This is a genomic window from Ruegeria sp. CDSB086, assembly GCF_059611065.1.
Map to the genome: position 1 here is coordinate 119,340 of NZ_JBXWOV010000007.1, position 20,661 is coordinate 140,000.

The window sequence follows — 20,661 nt, forward strand, 5'->3', positions numbered from 1 at the left end:
ATTATTTTCCTTCAATGCTCAGCGCTTCGTCGACCAGCGCTTCTTGTTGGGCTTTGTGTTGGCTGGCCAGACCCGTCGCGGGAGAAGCCGATGTGGAGCGGCCGACATAACGCGGCCGTGTGTGCTTGGCGCCGATGCGGGTCAGAACCCATTCGATATTCGGTTCGATAAAGGTCCATGCACCCTGGTTCTTGGGTTCTTCCTGACACCAGATCATTTCGGCACCCTTAAAGCGCTCCAACTCATTAATCAGCGAATGCGCCGGGAAGGGATAGAACTGCTCAATCCGCATCAGGTAGACATCATCGATGCCGCGCGCATCGCGTTCTTCCAGCAGATCGTAGTAGACCTTGCCGGAACACATCACCACGCGTTTGACCTTGTCGTCCTTGACCAATTTGGTTTCCGAGTTTCCGTGCTGTGCATCGTCCCACAACACGCGATGGAAGCTTGAACCAGTGGTGAACTCTTCTGCTGTGCTGACCGCCAGCTTGTGGCGCAGTAACGATTTGGGCGTCACCAGGATCAGCGGCTTGCGGAAGGTCCGGTGCAGCTGACGGCGCAGGATGTGAAAGTAATTCGCAGGGGTCGTGCAGTTGGCCACGATCCAGTTGTCCTGACCACACATCTGCAGGAACCGTTCCAGACGCGCTGACGAGTGTTCAGGCCCCTGACCTTCGAAGCCGTGTGGCAACAGGCAAACCAGACCGGACATGCGCAGCCATTTGCTTTCGCCCGAGCTGATGAACTGGTCGAACATAATTTGCGCGCCGTTGGCAAAATCGCCAAACTGCGCTTCCCACAGGGTCAGTGCATTTGGTTCCGCCAGTGAGAATCCATATTCAAAGCCCAGCACCGCATATTCGCTGAGCATCGAGTCGATTACATCGTATTTCGACTGGCCCTCACGAATGTTGTTCAGTGGGTAGTACCGTTCTTCAGTTTCCTGATGTATGAAACCCGAGTGACGCTGACTGAACGTCCCGCGCGTCGCATCTTGCCCTGACAGGCGCACCGGATAGCCTTCGGTCAGCAGAGAGCCAAAGGCCAGGGCCTCACCAGTCGCCCAGTCAAACCCTTTGCCGCTTTCGAACATCTGTTTCTTTTGATCCAAAAGACGTGAGACGGTACGGTGCACTGCGATATCTGCTGGTGTGTGGCTCAGCGCGTTGCCAATCTGCGCCAGCGTTTCCGGTTTAATTGCTGTGTCACCGCGGACATATTCATCTTTGTTCTTGTCCAGATGCGACCAGCGCCCGTCCAGCCAGTCAGCCTTGTTGGGCTTATAGTCTTTGCCCGCCTCGAACTCATCATTCAGATGCGCCTGGAAGGCGGCCTTCATATCCTCGATTTCGCCTTCGGGGATAAGGCCGTCTTTCACGAGACGCTCGGTGTACAGCGACAGCGTGGTCTTATGCGTCTTGATCTTCTTGTACATGATCGGGTTGGTGAACATGGGCTCATCGCCCTCGTTATGCCCGAACCGGCGATAGCAGAAGATGTCGATAACCACGTCCTTGTGGAACTTCTGCCGGAATTCGGTCGCAACCTTGGCGGCATGTGTTACAGCCTCGGGATCGTCGCCATTCACGTGGAAGATCGGTGCCTCAACCATCAGGGCGATATCGGTGGGGTAGGGGCTGGAGCGGCTGAAATGCGGCGCGGTGGTAAAGCCAATCTGGTTGTTCACCACGATATGCATCGTGCCGCCGGTCTTATGACCCTTAAGGCCGGACAGGCCAAAGCCTTCGGCGACAACACCTTGACCCGCAAAGGCCGCATCGCCGTGCAGCAGGATGCCCATCACCTTGGTCCGGTCTTCGTCACCCAACTGATCCTGTTTTGCGCGAACCTTGCCCAGAACAACCGGGTTCACAGCCTCAAGGTGGGAGGGGTTTGCAGTCAGCGACAGATGGACACTGTTGCCATTGAATTCACGGTCGCTGGACGCGCCGAGGTGGTATTTCACATCGCCGGAACCATCCACATCTTCGGGTTTGAAGCTGCCGCCCTGGAACTCGTTGAAGATCGCGCGATAAGGCTTGCGCATAACATTGGCCAGAATGTTCAGGCGGCCCCGGTGCGGCATGCCGATGACGATGTCGCTGACACCCAGCGCACCGCCGCGCTTGATGATCTGCTCCATCGCGGGGATCAAGGCTTCGCCGCCGTCCAGGCCGAAACGCTTGGTGCCCATGTATTTAACGTGCAGGAACTTCTCGAAGCCTTCGGCCTCGACCATCTTGTTCAGGATCGCCTTGCGGCCTTCCTTGGTGAACTGAATTTCCTTGCCGTACCCCTCGATCCGTTCCTTCAGCCACGCGGCTTCTTCCGGATTTGAGATATGCATGTACTGCAGCGCGAATGTGCCGCAATAGGTCCGTTTCACGATCTCGACAATCTGGCGCATGCTGGCCATCTGCAAACCCAGCACGTTGTCGATAAAGATCGGGCGGTCCATGTCGGCTTCGGTGAAGCCATACGTCCTGGGGTCCAATTCCGGGTGGGTGCTGGCGGCGCGCATGCCCAACGGGTCCAGATTAGCAGCAAGATGGCCCCGGATACGATAAGCCCGGATCAGCATCAGTGCCCGCAGACTGTCCAGAACCGCCCGTTTGATCTGGTCTTCGCTGACCTGAACGCCCTTGGCCTCGGCCTTGTCCTTAATCTTGTCGCCTGCCGCCTTGGCGTCGATTTCGGCCCATTCGCCCGTCAACGCGCCAGTCAGGTCATCCGTCGGCATCGGAGGCCAGTCGGTCCGAGCCCAGGATGGCCCTTCGGCCTCGCGCTGGACGTCCGGCGTGGCGTCGCCCATCGCCCGGAAAAAATCGACCCAGGCCGCATCTACAGCGTTCGGGTCCTTGGCGTACTGGGCATAAAGCTGCTCCAGATATTCAGCATTATGCCCCTGCATAAAGCTAGAAGCATGAAAGGCAGAATTGGGCGTATGTTCGGTCATTGGGCTACCTCATGTGGGTTGGGACCGTATTGATTGGTGCCTGGTTGGCTGGGGCGGGTCAGCCACCACAGAACCAGGAGGGGCGACACAAACAAAACAAGCAGTGTCGGGATCACGACCAGCAACGTGGCGCGGGTGAATAGGATGTCCAGATTACCGCCATGCTGGAAACTGGAGGCAAGGCCGATGCCGAAGAACAGAACCGCCCCGGCACCGAGGATCAGCAGGATCGGTAGCAAGGCAAAAAGCCCACTGCGCCCGGTGTCATGCATCCGTCGCCACGCGACGGCCAGATGCGGGATGAACACGATCAAGCCCACGATGCTTTGCACCGGCTGGTTGGACGTTGCAGTGACTTGTTTGATTTCATCGGTCTGTGTCGTGGCGACCTGTGTGAAGAACTGCCAGTCGATGATCCCGGCGATGACGTTCCAGATCACGATGAACAGGAAAAAGAACCAGTACTCGGGCCGCGAGGCACGACCTGAGAAGGTGAAAAACTTGGAGAAACAAGTGCGCATGGCGTCGGAGAAGGTCATGGGGTCACTCCTAACTCGGGCGCTCCGAAACGATTGCTTTGCGGATCTGATGCTACAAGCATCATGCCAATAACGTTGGCGGCAATTAGCGCGCTTGAGATAAATCCAACAAGGAGCACAATTGCTACTAGCACCAAAGCGAATAACCCCAGAAAAAGGATTCCGAAACCGCTACTGGTTAGCAGCACCAACCCGAGCCAGTACATCATCTGATAACCGAGCCAGAGAGTAATCAGAGGCATGAAAGGATAGAATGCCTGACGACCCTCCTCCCCAGTGTCTTGTAACCGGCGGCTCATGGCCGATAGCAGAGGAACAGATGCTACCATTACTACAAACAGTTGCCAGATGCCCAAAATCTCGGCGTTCTGCCAGTTAAGTTGTGTAATCGCTAACATCGGAAAGACCAGCGCGACCGGCGCAAACCACCAGAATTCTGAGCGTGTGGCTCTGCCGGAATAAACCAAGGTTTTCCGCAGTCCGGTCGATATAGCCTGCACTGGTCCCATCAATATTGACCCAACCGGTGAGCATTGCCGGGCAGCGCCCGACCCGCCTCGTTTTGCCGAAGGCAAACCAATGTTTTGGTGGGCGGGCGCATTGCACCCACCCTCGGGCCGGGCGCTGCCCTCAGAACATATACCCGGCCCTCGGTCACTTACCCAATCGCTTCCAGAACAGCCTCACCCAGCTGGGCAGGGCTTTCGGCCACGACGATACCGGCCGAGCGCATGGCTTCGATCTTGTCTTCGGCACCGCCTTTGCCACCGGCGACGATCGCGCCTGCGTGGCCCATGCGGCGGCCCGGAGGAGCCGTGCGACCCGCAATAAAACCAGCGGTGGGTTTCGAGCGGCCCTTCTTGGCCTCATCTGCCAGGAACTGCGCGGCTTCTTCTTCGGCCGAGCCACCGATCTCACCGATCATGATGATCGAGTGGGTTTCGTCATCGGCCAGGAACCATTCCAGCACGTCGATATGCTCAGTCCCTTTGATCGGGTCGCCGCCGATGCCCACGCAGGTGGACTGACCCAGGCCTACGTCTGTTGTCTGTTTCACAGCTTCATAAGTAAGCGTACCCGAGCGGGAAACGACACCCACACTCCCGCGTTTGTGAATGTGGCCGGGCATGATGCCGATCTTGCAGGCATCGGGCGTGATCACACCGGGGCAGTTCGGGCCGATCAGGCGTGACTTGCTGCCCTCTAGAGCGCGCTTCACCTTCATCATGTCCAGAACCGGGATGCCTTCGGTGATGCAGACGATCACTTCCATCTCGGCATCAATCGCTTCGAGGATCGAGTCTGCCGCAAAGGGCGGGGGCACATAGATCACGCTGGCGTTGGCTTCGGTCACATGCTTGGCCTCGTGGACCGAGTTGAATACGGGCAGGTCAAGATGGGTCATCCCGCCTTTGCCGGGGGTCACGCCGCCGACCATCTTGGTGCCATAGGCGATGGCCTGTTCAGAGTGGAATGTGCCCTGCGAGCCGGTAAAGCCCTGACAGATCACTTTGGTATTTTCGTCGATGAGGACTGCCATTTGGCATTCTCCTGTTTTAAGCGGGCCTGAGCCTGCCTGAATTCGTCGGAAAGGTGGGCAAATCCCACCCCACTGAATTGGGATTAGCCTTTGACGGCCTTCACGATCTTCTCGGCACCGTCTTTCAGGTTGTCCGCCGCGATCACGTCCAGGCCAGAGGTGTTGATGATCTCTTTGCCCTTCTCGACATTGGTGCCTTCCAGACGCACGACCAGCGGAACCTGCAGGCCGACCTCTTTCACTGCGGCGACGACGCCCTCGGCGATGACGTCACAGCGCATGATGCCACCGAAGATGTTGACCAGGATGCCTTTGACCTGCGGGTCAGAGGTGATGATCTTGAACGCCTCGGTCACTTTCTCTTTGGTGGCACCGCCACCCACGTCGAGGAAGTTTGCAGGCTCAGCCCCATACAGCTTGATGATGTCCATGGTCGCCATCGCCAGGCCGGCACCGTTGACCATGCAGCCGATCTCACCATCCAACGCGATGTAGTTCAGGTCGTATTTAGAGGCTTCCAATTCCTTGGGGTCTTCCTCGGTCGTGTCGCGCAGCTCAGCGATGTCGGGGTGGCGGTAGACCGCGTTACCGTCAAAGCCGACCTTGGCGTCCAGCACCTTGAGGTCGCCCTTGTCGGACACGATCAGCGGGTTGATCTCCAGCATCTCCATGTCCTTCTCGACGAAGGCGGCATACAGCTGGCTCATCAGTTTGACGCACTGCTTGACTTGCGCACCTTCCAGGCCCAGCGAGAAGGCGATGCGACGGCCATGATAGGGCTGATAGCCTGTTGCCGGATCGACCGAGAAGGACAGGATTTTCTCGGGCGTTGCCGCGGCAACCTCTTCGATGTCCATGCCACCTTCGGTCGAACACACGAATGAGATGCGGCTGGTCTGGCGATCCACCAGCAGGGCAAGGTACAGTTCACGCTCGATGCCGGAACCGGCTTCGATGTAGATGCGGTTGACTTGCTTGCCCGCGGGGCCGGTTTGATGCGTGACCAGAGTACGGCCCAGCATCTTCTTGGCTTCCTCGGATGCTTCTTCCACCGACTTGGTCAGACGAACACCGCCTTTTTCACCGGCGTCAGCCTCTTTGAAGGAGCCCTTTCCGCGGCCACCCGCGTGGATCTGTGCTTTGACAACCCAGAGCGGGCCATCCAGTTCACCGGCTGCGGTTTTGGCTTCCTCAGCGCGCAGAACCGCGCGACCTTCGGAGACCGGAGCGCCATAGCTGCGAAGAAGCGCTTTGGCCTGATATTCGTGAATGTTCATCGAAACTGTCCTGTCTGACTGCGTTACACCGTTATAGGGGTGTCTAGGGGGCAAGTTTAAAGGGTTTTTTGACAGGGAAGCAGTTTTTCACGAAGATTTTCATTATTTGTGATCACGGTTTTTTTGGGTGTGATCACAAAATGCAATGAAGGTCACCCGTTTGATTCGTCGTCGTTGACGGCCTTTAGAATAAAGAGAGAATTCAGCTAGCGCTAAACCTAGCCGGTCCGCCGAGATGGCGGATTCAAACGATTACATGGCAGCTGTGCCGGGGAAATGTCGATTCAATGGCGCCGCAATCGTCCAAAGAAAAACCCGGCTCACCAATGGTAAACCGGGTTCTGAATTACAGCTGAAGAGGGATCAGGCCAGCGAGCTGTCGATGCCCTTGCAAGCTTCGATCAGACCTTTGACGGCATTGACCGAATTGTCGAACCCGGCTTGTTCGTCTTCGTTCAGCTTGATGTCGACGATCCGTTCGACGCCACCGGCGCCGATCACGGTCGGAACGCCGACATAGAGACCGTCAACTCCCAGCTCGCCGCTGCAGTATGCGGCGCAAGGCAGTACGCGCTTTTGGTCTTTCAGATAGGCTTCGGCCATTTCGATCGCCGAAGTGGCAGGCGCGTAGTAAGCCGAGCCAGTTTTCAGCAGGCCAACGATTTCGGCACCGCCATCACGGGTACGCTGAACGATGGCGTCCAACTTATCCTGCGTGGTCCAGCCCATCTCGACCAGATCGGGCAGGGGGATACCGGCAACGGTCGAATAACGCACCGACGGCACCATTGTGTCGCCGTGGCCGCCCAGAACAAACGCGGTGACGTCGCGCATCGAGACGTTGAACTCTTCCGACAGGAAGTGCGCGAAACGGGCCGAGTCCAGAACGCCAGCCATGCCGCAGACTTTGTTGTGCGGCAGGCCCGAGAACTCACGCAGAGCCCAGACCATCGCGTCCAGCGGGTTGGTGATGCAGATCACGAACGCGTCGGGCGCGTGGGCTGCAATGCCTTCGCCAACCGACTTCATGACTTTCAGGTTAATGCCCAACAAGTCATCGCGGCTCATGCCGGGTTTGCGGGCGACGCCAGCGGTGACGATGCAGACGTCTGCGCCTGCGATATCGGCATAATCGCTGGTGCCGGACATGGCTGCGTCGAACCCTTCCGAAGGGCCGGATTCAGCGATGTCGAGCGCTTTGCCTTGCGGCAGCCCGTCTGCGATGTCGAACAGGACTACGTCACCCAGTTCTTTGACAGCTGCGAGGTGCGCAAGCGTGCCGCCGATGTTCCCAGCGCCGATAAGCGCAATCTTGGGTCTGGCCATTTGGAAAATCTCCGGTCGGAATTGAAATCGCGGCTGTGCTAGTCGCTAAATGGCTTTCGCGCAAGTGTTCAGCGGCGCGGCATGCAACCGCATACCGTTTGCACTGCCTGTGCTGATTGCGCTAAACGGCCAAGGATACAGGCCGAAACCGGGGCGCTGCATGTTCGAATTGAACCTGATGTTTTTTGTTGTAGCGATCCCGGCTGTGATCTTTGCGGGTATTTCGAAGGGTGGCTTTGGCTCGGGCGTGGCCTTTGCGTCCTCATCGATTCTGGCGTTGATATTGGAGCCGGGGCAGGCACTGGCGCTGATGCTGCCGATTTTGATGGTGATCGATGTTGCAACTCTTGGGCCCTATTGGAAACGCTGGAGCTGGCCGGATTCGCGCCTGTTGATCCTTGGGGCCGTGCCTGGCGTGGCGTTGGGCGCATGGCTTTATCGCGCCACCGATGATGATCTGCTGCGCCTACTGATCGGGGGGATTTCCATTGGTTTTGTCGTTTGGCACGTCAGTCAATCCAAAGGCTGGGTGCGCGGCTTCACAAACAGACTGCCTGCCCCCGCCGGACTGTTCGCTGGACTGGTTGCCGGCTTCACCAGCTTTGTCAGCCATGCGGGCGGCCCGCCAGCCGCCGTTTACCTGCTGTCGCAACGCCTGTCGAAGACCGAGTTTCAGGCCAGCACTGTATTGGCCTTCTGGGTCATCAACATCACGAAATTTGTGCCTTACGCCTATCTTGGCCTTTTCACTTGGCACACCGCGTGGGCCGATCTGCTTTTGACACCATTTGCGATTCTTGGTGCCTGGCTGGGCGTCCGGGCGCATTTCATGCTGTCCGAGCGCCTGTTCTTTGGCATCGCCTATGTGCTGCTGACGCTCACGGGCAGTAAACTGATCTGGGACGCTTTGACCTGATCAGACGTTGGGCGGCAGGGCATCGGCGATCATTTCATAAGCCTGACCCGAGGCAACAAGGCAGGTCATTCCATCCGGCAATGTCACGGTGATCGTCCAGCTGCCGCTTTGGTCCGACGCATAGAGCTCCATCACCGCGCCTTGACGCGCGATGCCGATCCCCTGGCGCGTTTCGCCGTAAGTTTCGGTCAGCCGTTTTATCACCTCGTCACGTGGTGCGCAGTTGCGGGCGTGGGCCTGTTGCGCAGCCAGAACCATGATTCCGAGGCCCATCGTCATCTTCAGCAGTGTCTTGTGCATCTTTGACCCTTTTCGATTTCTTTTGCCGGTCAGGGTGCCGCCGTTGGACCGAAATCCGGTTAAAGGAACGCACGTTGCGTCGCAAATGCTGCGATGCGGCGATTTTGCGCTTGAACTTTCCGACAAAAAATGCCCAATTCCGCGCAACTTTATTTCTTCGGGAGAAGCCAATGGACTCGCGCCAGCGCCCCTATCGTTCTGTTCTTTATATCCCCGGTTCGAAAGACCGGGCGTTGGACAAGGCACGCACTTTGCCTGTGGACGCGATCATTTTTGATCTTGAGGACGCGGTTTCTGCTGATGAGAAGGGCAATGCACGCGAAACGCTTAAGGCGGCTCTGGCCGCGGGCGGTTATGGGGAACGGGTCAAGATCGTGCGCATCAACGGTCTGGATACCGAATGGGGCCGTGCTGACGCTGAGGCCGTGCGCGAGATGGATGCCGATGTGGTCCTGCTGCCCAAGGTGAATTCAGCTGCGGACGTGGACGCATTGGCCGCGATTACCGGTGACCTGCCAATCTGGGCGATGATGGAAACCCCGCGCGGGATGCTCAATGCGGCCGAGATTGCCGCCCATCCGCTGATGGCGGGGTTTGTCATGGGGACAAATGATTTGGCGAAGGAGTTGCAAACCCGCTTCCGTCCAGATCGCCTGCCCCTGATGACTTCGCTGGGCCTGTGCCTGCTAGCCGCCAAGGCCGAGGGGCTGATCGTTGTCGATGGTGTCTACAACGCATTCAAGGACGCCGAAGGTCTGGCCGCTGAATGTGCGCAAGGCCGCGACATGGGTTTTGACGGTAAAACCCTGATCCATCCCGCACAGGTCGATGTCACCAATGCAGCCTATGCCCCGTCGGAGACCGAGATCGATCTGGCCCGTCGCCAGATTGCCGCTTTCGAAGAGGTTGAGGCGCAAGGACAGGGCGTTGCCGTGGTCGACGGCAAGATCGTTGAAAATCTGCACGTTGTAACTGCCCGCGAAATTCTGGCAAAAGCGGAGGCAATTACAGCTTTGCAAGCGGGGTAAGCCAGCATGGGCTTTGTTCTTCTCATTCTCGGTGTGGCACTTTGGTGGGCCGCGCATCTGTTCAAACGTGTGATGCCAGAGCGTCGCGCTGCGATGGGCGACGCCGGCAAGGGCGCGGTCGCGCTGGCCTTGGTGGCATCGATCCTGCTGATGATCTTCGGCTATCGCATGACCGACTTCATCCATGTCTGGGCCCCGCCGAGTTTTATGATCCATATCAATAACCTGCTGGTGTTGATTGCGATCTACATGATGAGCCCCGCCGGAACCAAGGGCCGCGTACTGAACAAGCTGCGCCATCCGATGCTGGGCGGGTTTAAACTGTGGGCTTTTGCGCATTTGCTGGTCAATGGCGATCTGGCCTCGATCATCCTGTTCGGCGGGTTGTTGGCTTGGGCCGTTGTCGAAGTGATCGTGATCAACAAGTCGCAGCCTGACTGGACCCCCGGTGAACCCGGAACCTATGGGAAGGACGCGATGTTCTTTGTGGCCTCGATCGTGCTGCTGGGTGTCATCGGCTACGTTCACGGGCTGGTCGGCCCGTCGCCGTTCCCCTCGTAAGGATCTGACATCATGGCAAAACTCTACCGTTTGTTGACCGAAGAAGACACCTCGGCCTTCTGCCACAAAGTAACAGACGCATTGGCAAAAGGGTGGGAGCTCTATGGCGACCCGTCCTATGCCTATGACGAAAACAGCCGCATGATGCGCTGCGCGCAAGCCGTGACTAAAGAGGTCGAGGCCAACTATTCACCTGACATGAAACTGGGACAGCAATAATGGCAAAAACCAATTCGGGCCGCTTTTTCGAGGATTACTCCATTGGTCAGGTGTTGCACCATGCCGTGCCGCGCACGGTGACCAATGGCGAGCGGGCGCTGTACCACGCGCTCTATCCGGCGCGGCATGCGCTGTATTCCTCGGACGAGTTCGCCCGGAATTGTGGTCTGCCGCAAAGCCCGATTGATGATCTTGCTGCATTCCACGTCGTGTTTGGCAAGACTGTCCCTGATGTGTCGCTGAATGCGGTCGCCAATCTGGGGTATGCTGAAGGGCGCTGGCTTAAGCCGGTCTATCCCGACGATACCTTGCGTTCGGAATCCGAGGTGATCGGCCTCAAACAGAACTCGAACGGCAAGACCGGTGTTGTCTGGGTGCGCACGCGCGGTCTGAACCAGCGCGATGAGGTTGTCATCGAATACGTGCGTTGGGTCATGGTGCGGAAATCGGATATGGATGCGCCCGCGCCCGAGACTGTGGTGCCTGAACTGAAGAAGTCGCTGGATGCGAAGGATCTGATCGCGCCCGAGGGCCTTGATTTCTCTCAGTACGATTTCGCTCAGGCTGGTGAGGCGCATCGCTGGGGCGACTATGAGATTGGCGAGAAAATCGATCACGTCGATGGCGTCACGGTCGAAGAGGCCGAACATATGCTGGCGACCCGCCTGTGGCAGAACACCGCCAAGGTGCATTTCGATCTGACCTTCCGCCCCGAAGGGCGGCTGATCTATGGCGGTCACGTGATTTCCATGGCGCGGACCCTGTCGTTCAACGGGCTGGCTAATGCACAGATGATCGTTGGCCTGAACGGTGGCGCGCACGCTAACCCCTGTTTTGCGGGCGACACGATCAAGGCCTGGTCCGAAGTTCTGGACAAGGCGGAAACTGCCATTCCGGGCGTCGGCGCCGTGCGCCTACGGTTGGTCGCAACCAAGGGCGGCGCGCCGTTTGAGTTGAAAAACGAAGACGGTCGTTATCTGCCCAATGTCCTGCTTGATCTGGATTACTGGGCTTTGATGCCGATCTGATACTCGTGGTGACATTCATTTGATCGCAGCCAGCGCCAATCGTGTTAGGCTGTGGTCATGACCTTGCTTCGCACAATAGCTGCCTGCGTCTGTCTGACGCCACCTGCATATGCTTGCGATTTGGCATTGGCACTCGCTGTAGACGTCTCGGGGTCGGTCGATTCGACTGAGTATCGAATACAAATGGATGGCCTAGCAGCCGGTTTGCGTGACCCGATCGTGTCCGAGGCATTGGTGCGCGGGAAAGCCCGCGTGATGCTGGTGCAGTGGACAGGGTCCTCTCGTCAGATGGTCACTGTTCCGTGGACACATATCGACAGTTTCGAGGCAATTGATCAGTTTGCTGTAAAAGTGGCCAACGATCCCAGGGTCTGGCGCAACTTTTCCACCGCAATTGGCGAGGCGCTGGAATCGACCATGTCCTATTTCGATACGGTGTCGGATTGCAAGCGCCACCTGATCGATATCTCTGGCGATGGGGTGTCGAACGAGGGGGTTGAACCATCGGACGTACACAGAATTCTGCAGACACGCGGTGTGACGGTGAACGCGATTGCAATCGAAGAAAGCGAACCGGATCTGACCGCGTATTTCTTTGAAAATGTGATCGTGGGCGAGGGGGCGTTTGTCGTCTCAGCCTCAGGGTTTGCAGACTATCCCGAGCGGATTCGTAAGAAACTGCTGCGCGAGGTGACCCAGCAAACCGCTGATTTGAAATAGCCGCACAACAGAATCGAATCTGCAGGCGCTAACATCGTGATGGATGGAAAACAATTTGTGATCACGAGCTTATTTTGTGTGATCACATAATGCAAATATCCGTCATTTTGCGTCAATTGTGAACTTTTTTGCATCTGCAGCACGTGACAGAACCGCAAAAAACAGTAAAACCTTCGGAAGCCAACCGTAAAGGAGCCAACATGGCCGATGTAAATCGGGGCAACCGCCCTCTTTCACCTCACCTCACGATCTACCGCCCCCAACTGACTTCGATGACATCGATCCTTGTGCGCATCACGGGTATTGCGTCACTTGCGATCGCATTCTTTGTCGTCTGGTGGTTTCTGGCGGCGGCAACGTCCGAAACGGCATTCAACTTCATCGATGGGCTGATGAGAAGCTGGCTGGGTGATCTGGTGATGTTCGCTGCGACCTGGGCGATCTTCTATCACATGCTGGGTCGTCTGCGTCACGTGATCTGGGATCTGGGGTATTGCGTAGATGTCGGTATCTCCGAAAAGATGGGGATCGGCATGCTGGTGTTGGCCACCATCCTCGCCTTCATCACGGCAATTGCGGTTTAAGGAGATTGGCCATGAATTACCTCACTGACCGCAAACGCGCGCAGGGTGCCGGTGCCGGAGGCGAAGGTACGCATCATCACTGGCAGATGATGGTAAGCTCGGCGGCACTTGTCTTTCTTGTACCGCTGTTTGTCTTCGTCTTCGCAAACGGATTGGGCAGGTCATACGAAGAAGTCCTGGTTTATTATGGCCGTCCCTTCCCGGCGATTGTGACCGGGCTGACAATGGTTGTCGTCATCATCCATCTGGTCCACGAAACTCAGGTCGCAATTGAAGACTATGTCCATGGTGTCGCAGAAAAGCTGAGCCTCATGGCCGTCGCGGCGTTTGGCTACACATTGATAGCTGCCGGGCTGTTTGCCCTGATCAAGCTGGCTCTGTGAAACGCGCGGTAAGGAAATAATCAAATGACAGCTGCATACGAATACGAAACACACGAATATGACGTGGTTGTTGTCGGCGCTGGCGGCGCTGGTCTGCGCGCCACGCTGGGCATGGCAGAACAAGGTCTGCGCACGGCATGTGTCACGAAGGTGTTTCCGACACGCTCGCACACGGTTGCCGCGCAGGGCGGAATCGCCGCATCTCTGTCCAACATGGGCCCGGACCACTGGCAGTGGCACATGTACGACACCGTCAAAGGCTCGGACTGGCTGGGTGACACCGACGCGATGGAATACCTTGCGCGTGAAGCCCCCAAGGCTGTGTACGAACTGGAACACTATGGCGTGCCGTTCAGCCGGACTGAGGAAGGCAAGATCTACCAGCGTCCCTTCGGCGGTCACACCACCGAGTTTGGTGAAGGCCCGGCCGTGCAGCGGACCTGTGCGGCTGCTGACCGGACCGGTCACGCAATCCTGCACACGCTGTATGGTCAGTCGCTGAAGAACAACGCTGAATTTTATATCGAATACTTCGCCATCGACCTAATCATGTCCGAAGACGGGCAGTGTCAGGGCGTTGTCTGCTGGAAGCTGGACGACGGAACGATGCATGTCTTCAACGCCAAGATGGTAGTGCTGGCAACCGGCGGTTACGGCCGCGCCTACTTCAGCGCAACATCGGCCCATACCTGCACCGGCGATGGTGGCGGCATGGTGGCCCGCGCGGGTCTGGCCCTGCAGGATATGGAGTTCGTTCAGTTCCACCCGACCGGCATCTACGGCTCTGGCTGCCTGATCACCGAAGGCGCGCGTGGTGAGGGCGGTTACCTAACCAACTCCGAAGGCGAACGGTTCATGGAGCGTTATGCGCCCCAGTACAAGGACCTCGCGCCGCGTGACTACGTCTCGCGGTCGATGACAATGGAGATCCGCGAAGGCCGTGGCCATGGTGATGGTGGCGACCACATTCACCTGAACCTCAGCCACCTGCCGGCCGAGGCGCTGGCCGAACGTCTGCCGGGGATTTCCGAGTCTGCACGTGTCTTTGCGGGCGTAGACGTCACCAAGGAACCGATACCGGTTCTGCCGACCGTGCACTACAACATGGGCGGCATTCCAACCAACTATTGGGGTGAGGTTCTGAACCCGACCGCTGACAACCCGACGGGCGTTGTCCCCGGATTGATGGCTGTGGGTGAAGCAGGCTGTGCCTCGGTTCACGGGGCGAACCGTTTGGGCTCGAACTCACTGATCGACCTCGTAGTGTTTGGCCGCGCTGCTGCAATCAAAGCGGGCAAGGTTGTGGATGCCGAGGCACCGAACCCGGTGCTGAATCGGGCGTCCGTCGATAAGGCGTTCGATCGCTTTGACGCGGTACGCAATGCCAGCGGTGCAATCGCTACCGCCGATCTGCGTCTTGAGATGCAGAAGACCATGCAGGAAGACGCAGCGGTCTTCCGGACAGCAAAAACCATGGCCGAGGGCGTCGACAAGATGACGGCGATCGCCGCCAAGATGGACGACCTGAAAGTCAGCGACCGCTCGCTGGTCTGGAACAGCGATCTGATGGAGACGCTGGAGCTGACCAACCTAATGCCAAGCGCGTTGGCCACGATTGTCGGCGCCGAGGCGCGTAAGGAATCCCGCGGCGCGCACGCGCATGAGGATTTCACCGAGCGTGATGATGAGAACTGGCGCGTTCATACTGTGTCGCGTGTTGATGGCAACCAGGTTGATCTCAGCTATCGCCCGGTCATTGCCGATCCGCTGACAACCGAAGACGAAGGCGGCATCAGCCTGAAGAAAATCGCGCCCAAAGCGCGGACGTTCTGATGTTGTAAAACCTAAAGACGCGACAGAGACCGAGGGGCGACGCGGTGATTACTATCGTTGAGAGAAAAGGACCATACGCACCCAAAGACCGTGGAACCCGTTTCTGCGGCCCCGCTAGTGTCGATGTGCGAGCATGAGTAATTTTTCCTCAAACGAATACTGGACCAATCGTTACGCGCAGGGCAGAAACTCTGGCGCTGGGTCTTATGGCCGGTTGGCGGTTTACAAGGCCAATTTCATCAACACCCTAGTCGAAGTTGAAGACGTACAATCGGTTGTCGAATTGGGCAGTGGCGATGGCAATCAGGCAAGCCTTTTTGATATCCCTCAATTCACAGGTCTGGATATCTCGGAAGAATGCGTGCGCAAGTGTAATGCCCAATTCAGCGAGCGTTCAGGCTGGACGTTTCTTCCGGCAGATGCGGAGGTCGAGCCGCACGACGCTGCATTGTCCCTGGACGTCATTTATCATCTGGTCGAAGACGAAGTTTTTGAGGCCTATATGAATCGGCTGTTTTCTTTGGCAAAACGGTTTGTGGTGATTTATTCGTCCGATTTCGTCTTTGACCCAAACAACGCTCATGTGCGCCATCGTGAGTATTCGAACTGGGTCGCAGACCGGTTCTCAAATTGGAAGATGTATTGCGGTGAGACAAACCCGTTCAATCGGGACGGCCACGGCAATTCCCGCAGATACAGTTTCGCTTCGTTTAAAGTTTTCGAAAGGTTGAGTGATGGCGGTTAGAGCACATATGGCCTCCTACCCTTTACGGGAAAAAATGTTACCCCTTGCCGTGCAGTCGATCATCGATCAGGTGGACGCGCTGTACCTGTGCCTGAACGAATGGGGTGAAGTTCCGACGGAGTTTAGAGACAACCCCAAGATAAACGCCTTTGTACCGGAAGAGGATCAGAAGGATGTCGGTAAGTTCTTCACGACACCCGACCCCGACGACATCGTTTTCTTCGTCGATGATGATCTGATCTATAGCGAAATTTTCGTAAAGCACATGGTTCAGCGGCTCGAGGAAAAGGGGCCGGAGAAAGTGGTTTTTGGAACACACGCGTCGACCTACACTGACAAGGCTCCGACCAGCCATCGGCAACGAGATGTGGTCAAGGGCGGCCAACCATTGCGCCGGATGCAGCGCGTTGATCAACTTGCAACATGTGGCATGGTCGCGATGGGTAAGAACGTCGCTCCGTATGAATTCATGAAAGACAGCCAGAAATTCGTGGATGTCCGCTATGCGCGTTGGCTGTACGAAAATGGAATCGAAAGCTGGGCAATTGACCGGCAGGAATGGGGATTTGTCCGGCGTGTGCCCACCGAAGGTGAGCACGAAACAATCTTCAAGACTTTTACCAGAAGGACGCCCCAAGCAGTTTTGGATGAAATCGCGGTTTTTGCCGCGCGAACGACGGGTATTGTGTAACAGGTGATCGCATCTAGGTCAGTTCAATCAACGCGCGTTTTAGGTCGCCGGATATTCGGTGCGGGCTGCGTTCAACCGCAAAGTCGAGACAGGCCTGACGTTTTTCGGCCAGTTCCTCATCGGACATGCTGAGCACACGCATCATCATGCGGATCAGGCCTCTTGGGTTCCGCGCGGGATAGAGCAGATCATGACAGGCCTCCGGTGTAGTATGCTTGTGCGCATCAATGTCGGGGCCGATAATCGGCAAGCCATAGGTCTGCGCCAGCATTGCCGTTCCCGAGGTAAAAGTGGTCGTCGACGGCAGCATGTATGCATGCGCATTTGAGAACACTTGGGCTATTTCGGAATCAGGAATTCGATCTGGAATAACCGTAGTATTTCGGTTTGATCGCATGCGGCGCATCAGGCGGCGGCCGGACGGATACACCCGCCCGACGACTGATACCTGAAAGTCGTGACCACGATTGGTCATTTTTTTTGCGGCATCTTCCAACCGTTCCAATTCACGGCTGCCCCGCATTGTTCCAAAGCTTAAGAAATGGGTGCGCTCGCGTAGGGGAAGGGGGCGTTTCAACGTTTGCTCTGACGGTTCGTAAACACCAAGATAGCTCGGATGCGGAATGAGGCGCAGTTTATCTGGGTCAGTGCCATATTCATCAATCATATGTTGCCGGGCATGGGGCGTGTGAACGTGAATCAGGTCGACAATTTCCGCTAATTCCCGGCGGTTATTGCGGAAGTAATCTGTCTTGACTCCTTCGGAATGCGCGAACTGATTGTGAATGGTCCAGATCACGCGCCCGCCATTGGCCTGGTATTGTCTCATGCCGTCACAGGTAGACCGAAAATCAGAAGCCTGCGCTTCCGTTTCCGGCTTGGGGAACAACCGGTCGTCCCAATGAATATGAATGATGCTTTGATCGGGTTGAAAATCAGCCTTTGCAAACGCGGACAAAGGAGCGCTTCTGGAAGCAATCAAGCAGAACTCTGGCTTACAGGCCGAATACAGCATGTTCTGGTAGGGGTTCTTATTGCCGTAAGGTATGTTGACGACATTAATCGACATGCGCTGTCCTGAACTCAACTCGTTTCTTCAGCGGCACGATCCTTGTGCGCCGCGGGAATTTTGTGGTGAACTTGCCCAATTTTCTTGGGTGTTTTCAAGGTTAAAAGGTTGGCTTTCCGGCCCGCCGAGTATATCTATACGCAGGATTTTAGCGAGGTCGGAAATGGTACAACTCACCCTGCCAAAGAACTCTCGGATTACTACAGGTAAAACTTGGCCAAAGCCTGAAGGCGCGGCCAATGTTCGTAAATTCCAGATCTATCGCTGGAACCCGGATGACGGTCAAAATCCACGTGTAGACACCTATTTTGTCGATATGGACAACTGCGGCCCGATGGTTCTGGACGCGCTGATCAAGATCAAGAATGAAATCGACCCGACGCTGACCTTCCGCCGGTCCTGCCGCGAAGGTATCTGCGGTTCCTGCGCGATGAATATCGACGGGATCAACACGCTGGCCTGTATTTACGGCATGGATGAAATCAAGGGTGACGTTAAGATTTATCCGCTGCCGCATATGCCGGTCGTCAAGGACCTGATCCCTGACCTAACGCATTTCTACGCGCAGCATGCAAGCATCATGCCGTGGCTGGAAACCAAGACCAACCGTCCTGCGAAAGAGTGGAAGCAATCCATCGAAGACCGCAAAAAACTTGATGGGTTGTATGAATGCGTGATGTGCGCCAGCTGCTCGACCTCGTGCCCCAGCTATTGGTGGAACGGGGATCGCTACCTTGGGCCCGCTGCGCTTTTGCATGCGTATCGCTGGATCATCGACAGCCGTGACGAAGCCACTGGTGAACGTTTGGATGAGTTGGAAGACCCGTTCAAACTGTATCGCTGCCACACGATCATGAATTGCGCCAAGACCTGTCCGAAGGGTCTGAACCCGGCCAAGGCGATTGCCGAAATCAAAAAGATGATGGTTGACCGCGCAGTTTGAACACAGCCGAAAGAAATTATGACACCCGGGATGGTAACTTTCCGGGTTTTTTCGTGTTCTGCGAGTATTGAAAATTCGGAGAACATCAATGACTCAAACACTTACTAAGGTTTTGTCTGTCGCCGCGATCACGGCTCTTTCGGCCTGTGGTGGATCGAGCAGCAATCGGGCGGATTTTGTATTCAAGCAAGTGGAATGCGCCGGGCAGGCGGGGATTAGTGGTTCGTTTACGACGCAATACGAACTGCAGGGTGGCAAGCAGGCTGAAGTATTTGTTCCAGGTGATGGCGTAAGCGAGGCTCAGGCCGCCAAAGCGAATGCCTGCATGGCGGCGTAACCGGCATCAAGCCCAGGGTTGGCAGATGCAAATGCCAGCCTTAGTTGCGTTCAGGGCATACCGAAACTGCAAAAAAATGCGGTGAATCTGTCGGCGCGTCTGTCTATTTTTCAATCAGGGAGGAGTGCTGAATTAGAACAGGATCTCTCCGATGGAAGAAAAACAGAACACAAAATCAGAGGCTCTAAAAACGTTGGAACAAGCGTGGTCCTATTACACTACGGAACCTGTGAATCCCGTAAATGACCGCATCCCAGATTTGTTCGAATACGCTAACGCCGCCTGAACCGACAACTGTGGGCTTGCCACCAGTGGGAAAAATGGGCCATGCATTGGCATGCCCATTTTGCTTCTTATTCTGGCAGGCGGAGTATTTGCCTATTTCCTGTGGCGATCGCGCACCTCATCCTTGAGCCGGGACTGCCGCTGGCGGCAGCACCGCAAAGAAGGCGTTTGGGTGTGTGCATTTTGTGGCGCTCAGCAGCAGGGAGGCGACGCTCCAACTCAATGCCTGAAGGGGCAATAGCGGCATAAGCAGGGCGGTTTCCCACCCTGCATGTTTGCATTTACGCCGCCGGAAATGCCGCCTGTAGTGCGATTTCAACCATATCGCCAAAACTGCTTTCGCGATCAGCTGAGGGCAAAGCTTCGCCGGTCAGCAAGTGGTCGGAAACGGTTAGAACAGCCAATGCCCGGCATTTGTGGCGCGCGGCCAGAATGTACAGCTCAGCAGCTTCCATCTCGACCCCGAGAATACCGTGCCGCACCATCTGTTCGTTCAGATCTGGGCGTTCGTCATAGAAAACGTCCGACGAGTAGATGCCACCAACATGGGTTGGCGTGCCTTTGGCCGCTGCCGCCTGAGCCGCCGCCTGAAGCAGCCCCCAATCAGCGCAGGGTGCAAAGTTCAGCTCTTTCATGATGCCGCGTGACGGTGAGCTAAGCGTGGTCGAGGTCATCGCAAGGATCACATCACGGACATTCACGCTGTCCTGCATTCCCCCGCAGGAGCCGATGCGGATCAGCGTTTTGGCCCCGTAGTCCCGGATCAATTCGTTGACGTAAATCGACAAGGACGGCATGCCCATACCGCTGCCCTGAATGGTGACAGGGTTGCCTTTCCAGCTTCCGGTAAAGCCCAGCATACCGCGAACGTCATTGACTTGCTTCACATCGTCCAAAAACGTTGCGGCCGCCCATTTTGCGCGATAAGGATCGCCAGGAAGAAGAACCGTTTCTGCGATGTCGCCTTTTTGGGCTCCAATATGAATGGTCATTTTGGGATCAGTTCCAATTAGATATTAGATTTCCAGATCCGAGATATCCGCCCCGGATTTCAATGCGTCATGAAGCCATTGCGGTTTTCGGCCGCGACCCGACCATGTTTGTTTTGGATCTGCAGGATTTCTGTATTTTGCTTTTGCAATTTTTCCGGAAGTCGGGTTGTCTTTTGCCAATTCTGACAATGAAAATCCAAATTCTGCAGCGGCTTTTTCAGCGGCTTTTAACGCCTCTTTCCGTTCGCGCTTTTCCGCGTCGATTAGTGCTTTTTCGACCTTTTCGCGCAATTCGAGTAGTTCTTTACGCGACATTTTTTCCAGATTTGTCCCCGACATTCACCCTCTCCCAGGAGTTAGTCATTACCGCTGTCCCCGATGGCACA

At 56.4% G+C, this 20,661-nt stretch carries 23 protein-coding genes; 13 read left to right on the forward strand and 10 right to left on the reverse strand.

Going from position 1 to position 20,661, the window contains the following annotated elements; genetic code table 11:
• Position 1: 1 nt before the first annotated feature.
• From AC2FIO_RS15605 to mdh, 6 genes are all read right to left on the reverse strand, one after another.
• Entirely contained in the window at positions 2-2,959 is a 2,958-nt protein-coding gene (locus tag AC2FIO_RS15605; protein ID WP_058278793.1) for a 2-oxoglutarate dehydrogenase E1 component, read from the reverse strand.
• Positions 2,956-3,498, reverse strand: coding sequence for a DUF805 domain-containing protein (locus tag AC2FIO_RS15610; protein WP_282120106.1), 543 nt, complete (start codon positions 3,496-3,498; stop codon positions 2,956-2,958). Before AC2FIO_RS15610 ends, AC2FIO_RS15605 begins: the two co-directional genes overlap by 4 nt.
• On the reverse strand, positions 3,495-4,007 hold the full coding sequence (locus AC2FIO_RS15615) for a DUF805 domain-containing protein (RefSeq protein WP_282120107.1): 513 nt from the start codon (positions 4,005-4,007) through the stop codon (positions 3,495-3,497). The genes AC2FIO_RS15610 and AC2FIO_RS15615 overlap by 4 nt, the downstream gene beginning before the upstream one ends.
• A 149-nt stretch (positions 4,008-4,156) precedes the next feature.
• Positions 4,157-5,038, reverse strand: coding sequence for a succinate--CoA ligase subunit alpha (gene sucD / locus AC2FIO_RS15620; RefSeq protein ID WP_058273535.1), 882 nt, complete (start codon positions 5,036-5,038; stop codon positions 4,157-4,159).
• An 83-nt stretch (positions 5,039-5,121) separates the two neighbouring features.
• Positions 5,122-6,315 carry an ADP-forming succinate--CoA ligase subunit beta gene (sucC, locus tag AC2FIO_RS15625; RefSeq protein WP_058273533.1) on the reverse strand — a complete coding sequence of 398 codons (1,194 nt, stop codon included), beginning with the start codon at positions 6,313-6,315 and terminating at the stop codon, positions 5,122-5,124.
• A 363-nt stretch (positions 6,316-6,678) separates the two neighbouring features.
• Entirely contained in the window at positions 6,679-7,641 is a 963-nt protein-coding gene (gene mdh, locus AC2FIO_RS15630; protein WP_058273532.1) for a malate dehydrogenase, read from the reverse strand.
• A gap of 160 nt (positions 7,642-7,801) precedes the next feature.
• Between mdh and AC2FIO_RS15635 the strand changes: the two genes are divergently transcribed.
• A complete protein-coding gene (locus AC2FIO_RS15635) occupies positions 7,802-8,557 on the forward strand; it encodes a sulfite exporter TauE/SafE family protein (RefSeq protein WP_058273684.1) in 756 nt (251 codons plus the stop codon).
• On the opposite strand, the gene AC2FIO_RS15640 is transcribed toward AC2FIO_RS15635, so the two are convergent.
• Positions 8,558-8,857 (reverse strand): hypothetical protein, encoded by a 300-nt coding sequence (locus tag AC2FIO_RS15640; RefSeq protein WP_282120109.1) that lies wholly within the window; start codon positions 8,855-8,857, stop codon positions 8,558-8,560. It abuts the gene before it with no gap.
• 170 nt (positions 8,858-9,027) lie between these two features.
• Between AC2FIO_RS15640 and AC2FIO_RS15645 the strand changes: the two genes are divergently transcribed.
• The 10 genes from AC2FIO_RS15645 (at position 9,028) to AC2FIO_RS15690 (ending at position 16,649) form a co-directional block, all read left to right on the forward strand.
• On the forward strand, positions 9,028-9,885 hold the full coding sequence (locus AC2FIO_RS15645) for an HpcH/HpaI aldolase/citrate lyase family protein (protein WP_058278787.1): 858 nt from the start codon (positions 9,028-9,030) through the stop codon (positions 9,883-9,885).
• Between the two features lie 6 nt (positions 9,886-9,891).
• The gene (locus AC2FIO_RS15650; protein ID WP_058273530.1) at positions 9,892-10,446 is read left to right on the forward strand and encodes an NnrU family protein; all 555 of its coding nucleotides are present in this window, start codon (positions 9,892-9,894) and stop codon (positions 10,444-10,446) included.
• A 12-nt stretch (positions 10,447-10,458) separates the two neighbouring features.
• On the forward strand, positions 10,459-10,665 hold the full coding sequence (locus AC2FIO_RS15655) for a DUF1737 domain-containing protein (RefSeq protein WP_496698764.1): 207 nt from the start codon (positions 10,459-10,461) through the stop codon (positions 10,663-10,665).
• Positions 10,665-11,693, forward strand: coding sequence for a MaoC family dehydratase (locus tag AC2FIO_RS15660; protein ID WP_496698766.1), 1,029 nt, complete (start codon positions 10,665-10,667; stop codon positions 11,691-11,693). The genes AC2FIO_RS15655 and AC2FIO_RS15660 overlap by 1 nt, the downstream gene beginning before the upstream one ends.
• A 57-nt stretch (positions 11,694-11,750) precedes the next feature.
• Positions 11,751-12,413 carry a DUF1194 domain-containing protein gene (locus AC2FIO_RS15665; RefSeq protein WP_496698768.1) on the forward strand — a complete coding sequence of 221 codons (663 nt, stop codon included), beginning with the start codon at positions 11,751-11,753 and terminating at the stop codon, positions 12,411-12,413.
• A 200-nt stretch (positions 12,414-12,613) separates the two neighbouring features.
• A complete protein-coding gene (gene sdhC, locus AC2FIO_RS15670; protein ID WP_058278905.1) occupies positions 12,614-12,997 on the forward strand; it encodes a succinate dehydrogenase, cytochrome b556 subunit in 384 nt (127 codons plus the stop codon).
• 11 nt (positions 12,998-13,008) lie between these two features.
• On the forward strand, positions 13,009-13,380 hold the full coding sequence (gene sdhD, locus AC2FIO_RS15675) for a succinate dehydrogenase, hydrophobic membrane anchor protein (RefSeq protein WP_496698770.1): 372 nt from the start codon (positions 13,009-13,011) through the stop codon (positions 13,378-13,380).
• Positions 13,381-13,404: 24 nt separating this feature from the next.
• Positions 13,405-15,213, forward strand: coding sequence for a succinate dehydrogenase flavoprotein subunit (sdhA, locus tag AC2FIO_RS15680; protein ID WP_496698772.1), 1,809 nt, complete (start codon positions 13,405-13,407; stop codon positions 15,211-15,213).
• A gap of 133 nt (positions 15,214-15,346) precedes the next feature.
• Positions 15,347-15,958, forward strand: a complete 612-nt coding sequence (locus AC2FIO_RS15685; protein WP_282169801.1) for a class I SAM-dependent methyltransferase — start codon at positions 15,347-15,349, stop codon at positions 15,956-15,958.
• Positions 15,959-15,992: 34 nt separating this feature from the next.
• The gene (locus AC2FIO_RS15690; RefSeq protein WP_496698774.1) at positions 15,993-16,649 is read left to right on the forward strand and encodes a hypothetical protein; all 657 of its coding nucleotides are present in this window, start codon (positions 15,993-15,995) and stop codon (positions 16,647-16,649) included.
• A 13-nt stretch (positions 16,650-16,662) separates the two neighbouring features.
• Here AC2FIO_RS15690 and AC2FIO_RS15695 read toward each other — a convergent pair whose 3' ends face one another.
• Positions 16,663-17,718: a glycosyltransferase family 4 protein gene (locus AC2FIO_RS15695; protein ID WP_496698776.1), complete on the reverse strand. Its 1,056-nt coding sequence runs from the start codon at positions 17,716-17,718 to the stop codon at positions 16,663-16,665.
• Positions 17,719-17,881: 163 nt separating this feature from the next.
• On the opposite strand from AC2FIO_RS15695, the gene AC2FIO_RS15700 reads away from it, so the two are divergent.
• Positions 17,882-18,661: a succinate dehydrogenase iron-sulfur subunit gene (locus tag AC2FIO_RS15700; RefSeq protein WP_496698778.1), complete on the forward strand. Its 780-nt coding sequence runs from the start codon at positions 17,882-17,884 to the stop codon at positions 18,659-18,661.
• Positions 18,662-18,749: 88 nt separating this feature from the next.
• A complete protein-coding gene (locus tag AC2FIO_RS15705; RefSeq protein WP_496698779.1) occupies positions 18,750-18,998 on the forward strand; it encodes a hypothetical protein in 249 nt (82 codons plus the stop codon).
• A 566-nt stretch (positions 18,999-19,564) separates the two neighbouring features.
• On the opposite strand, the gene deoD is transcribed toward AC2FIO_RS15705, so the two are convergent.
• Together deoD and AC2FIO_RS15715 are read right to left on the reverse strand one after the other, a co-directional pair.
• Complete coding sequence (gene deoD / locus AC2FIO_RS15710) at positions 19,565-20,275, reverse strand: purine-nucleoside phosphorylase (protein ID WP_496698781.1); 711 nt, start codon at positions 20,273-20,275, stop codon at positions 19,565-19,567.
• Between the two features lie 24 nt (positions 20,276-20,299).
• Positions 20,300-20,614, reverse strand: a complete 315-nt coding sequence (locus AC2FIO_RS15715) for an H-NS histone family protein (protein WP_058278776.1) — start codon at positions 20,612-20,614, stop codon at positions 20,300-20,302.
• Between the last annotated feature and the right edge of the window lie 47 nt (positions 20,615-20,661).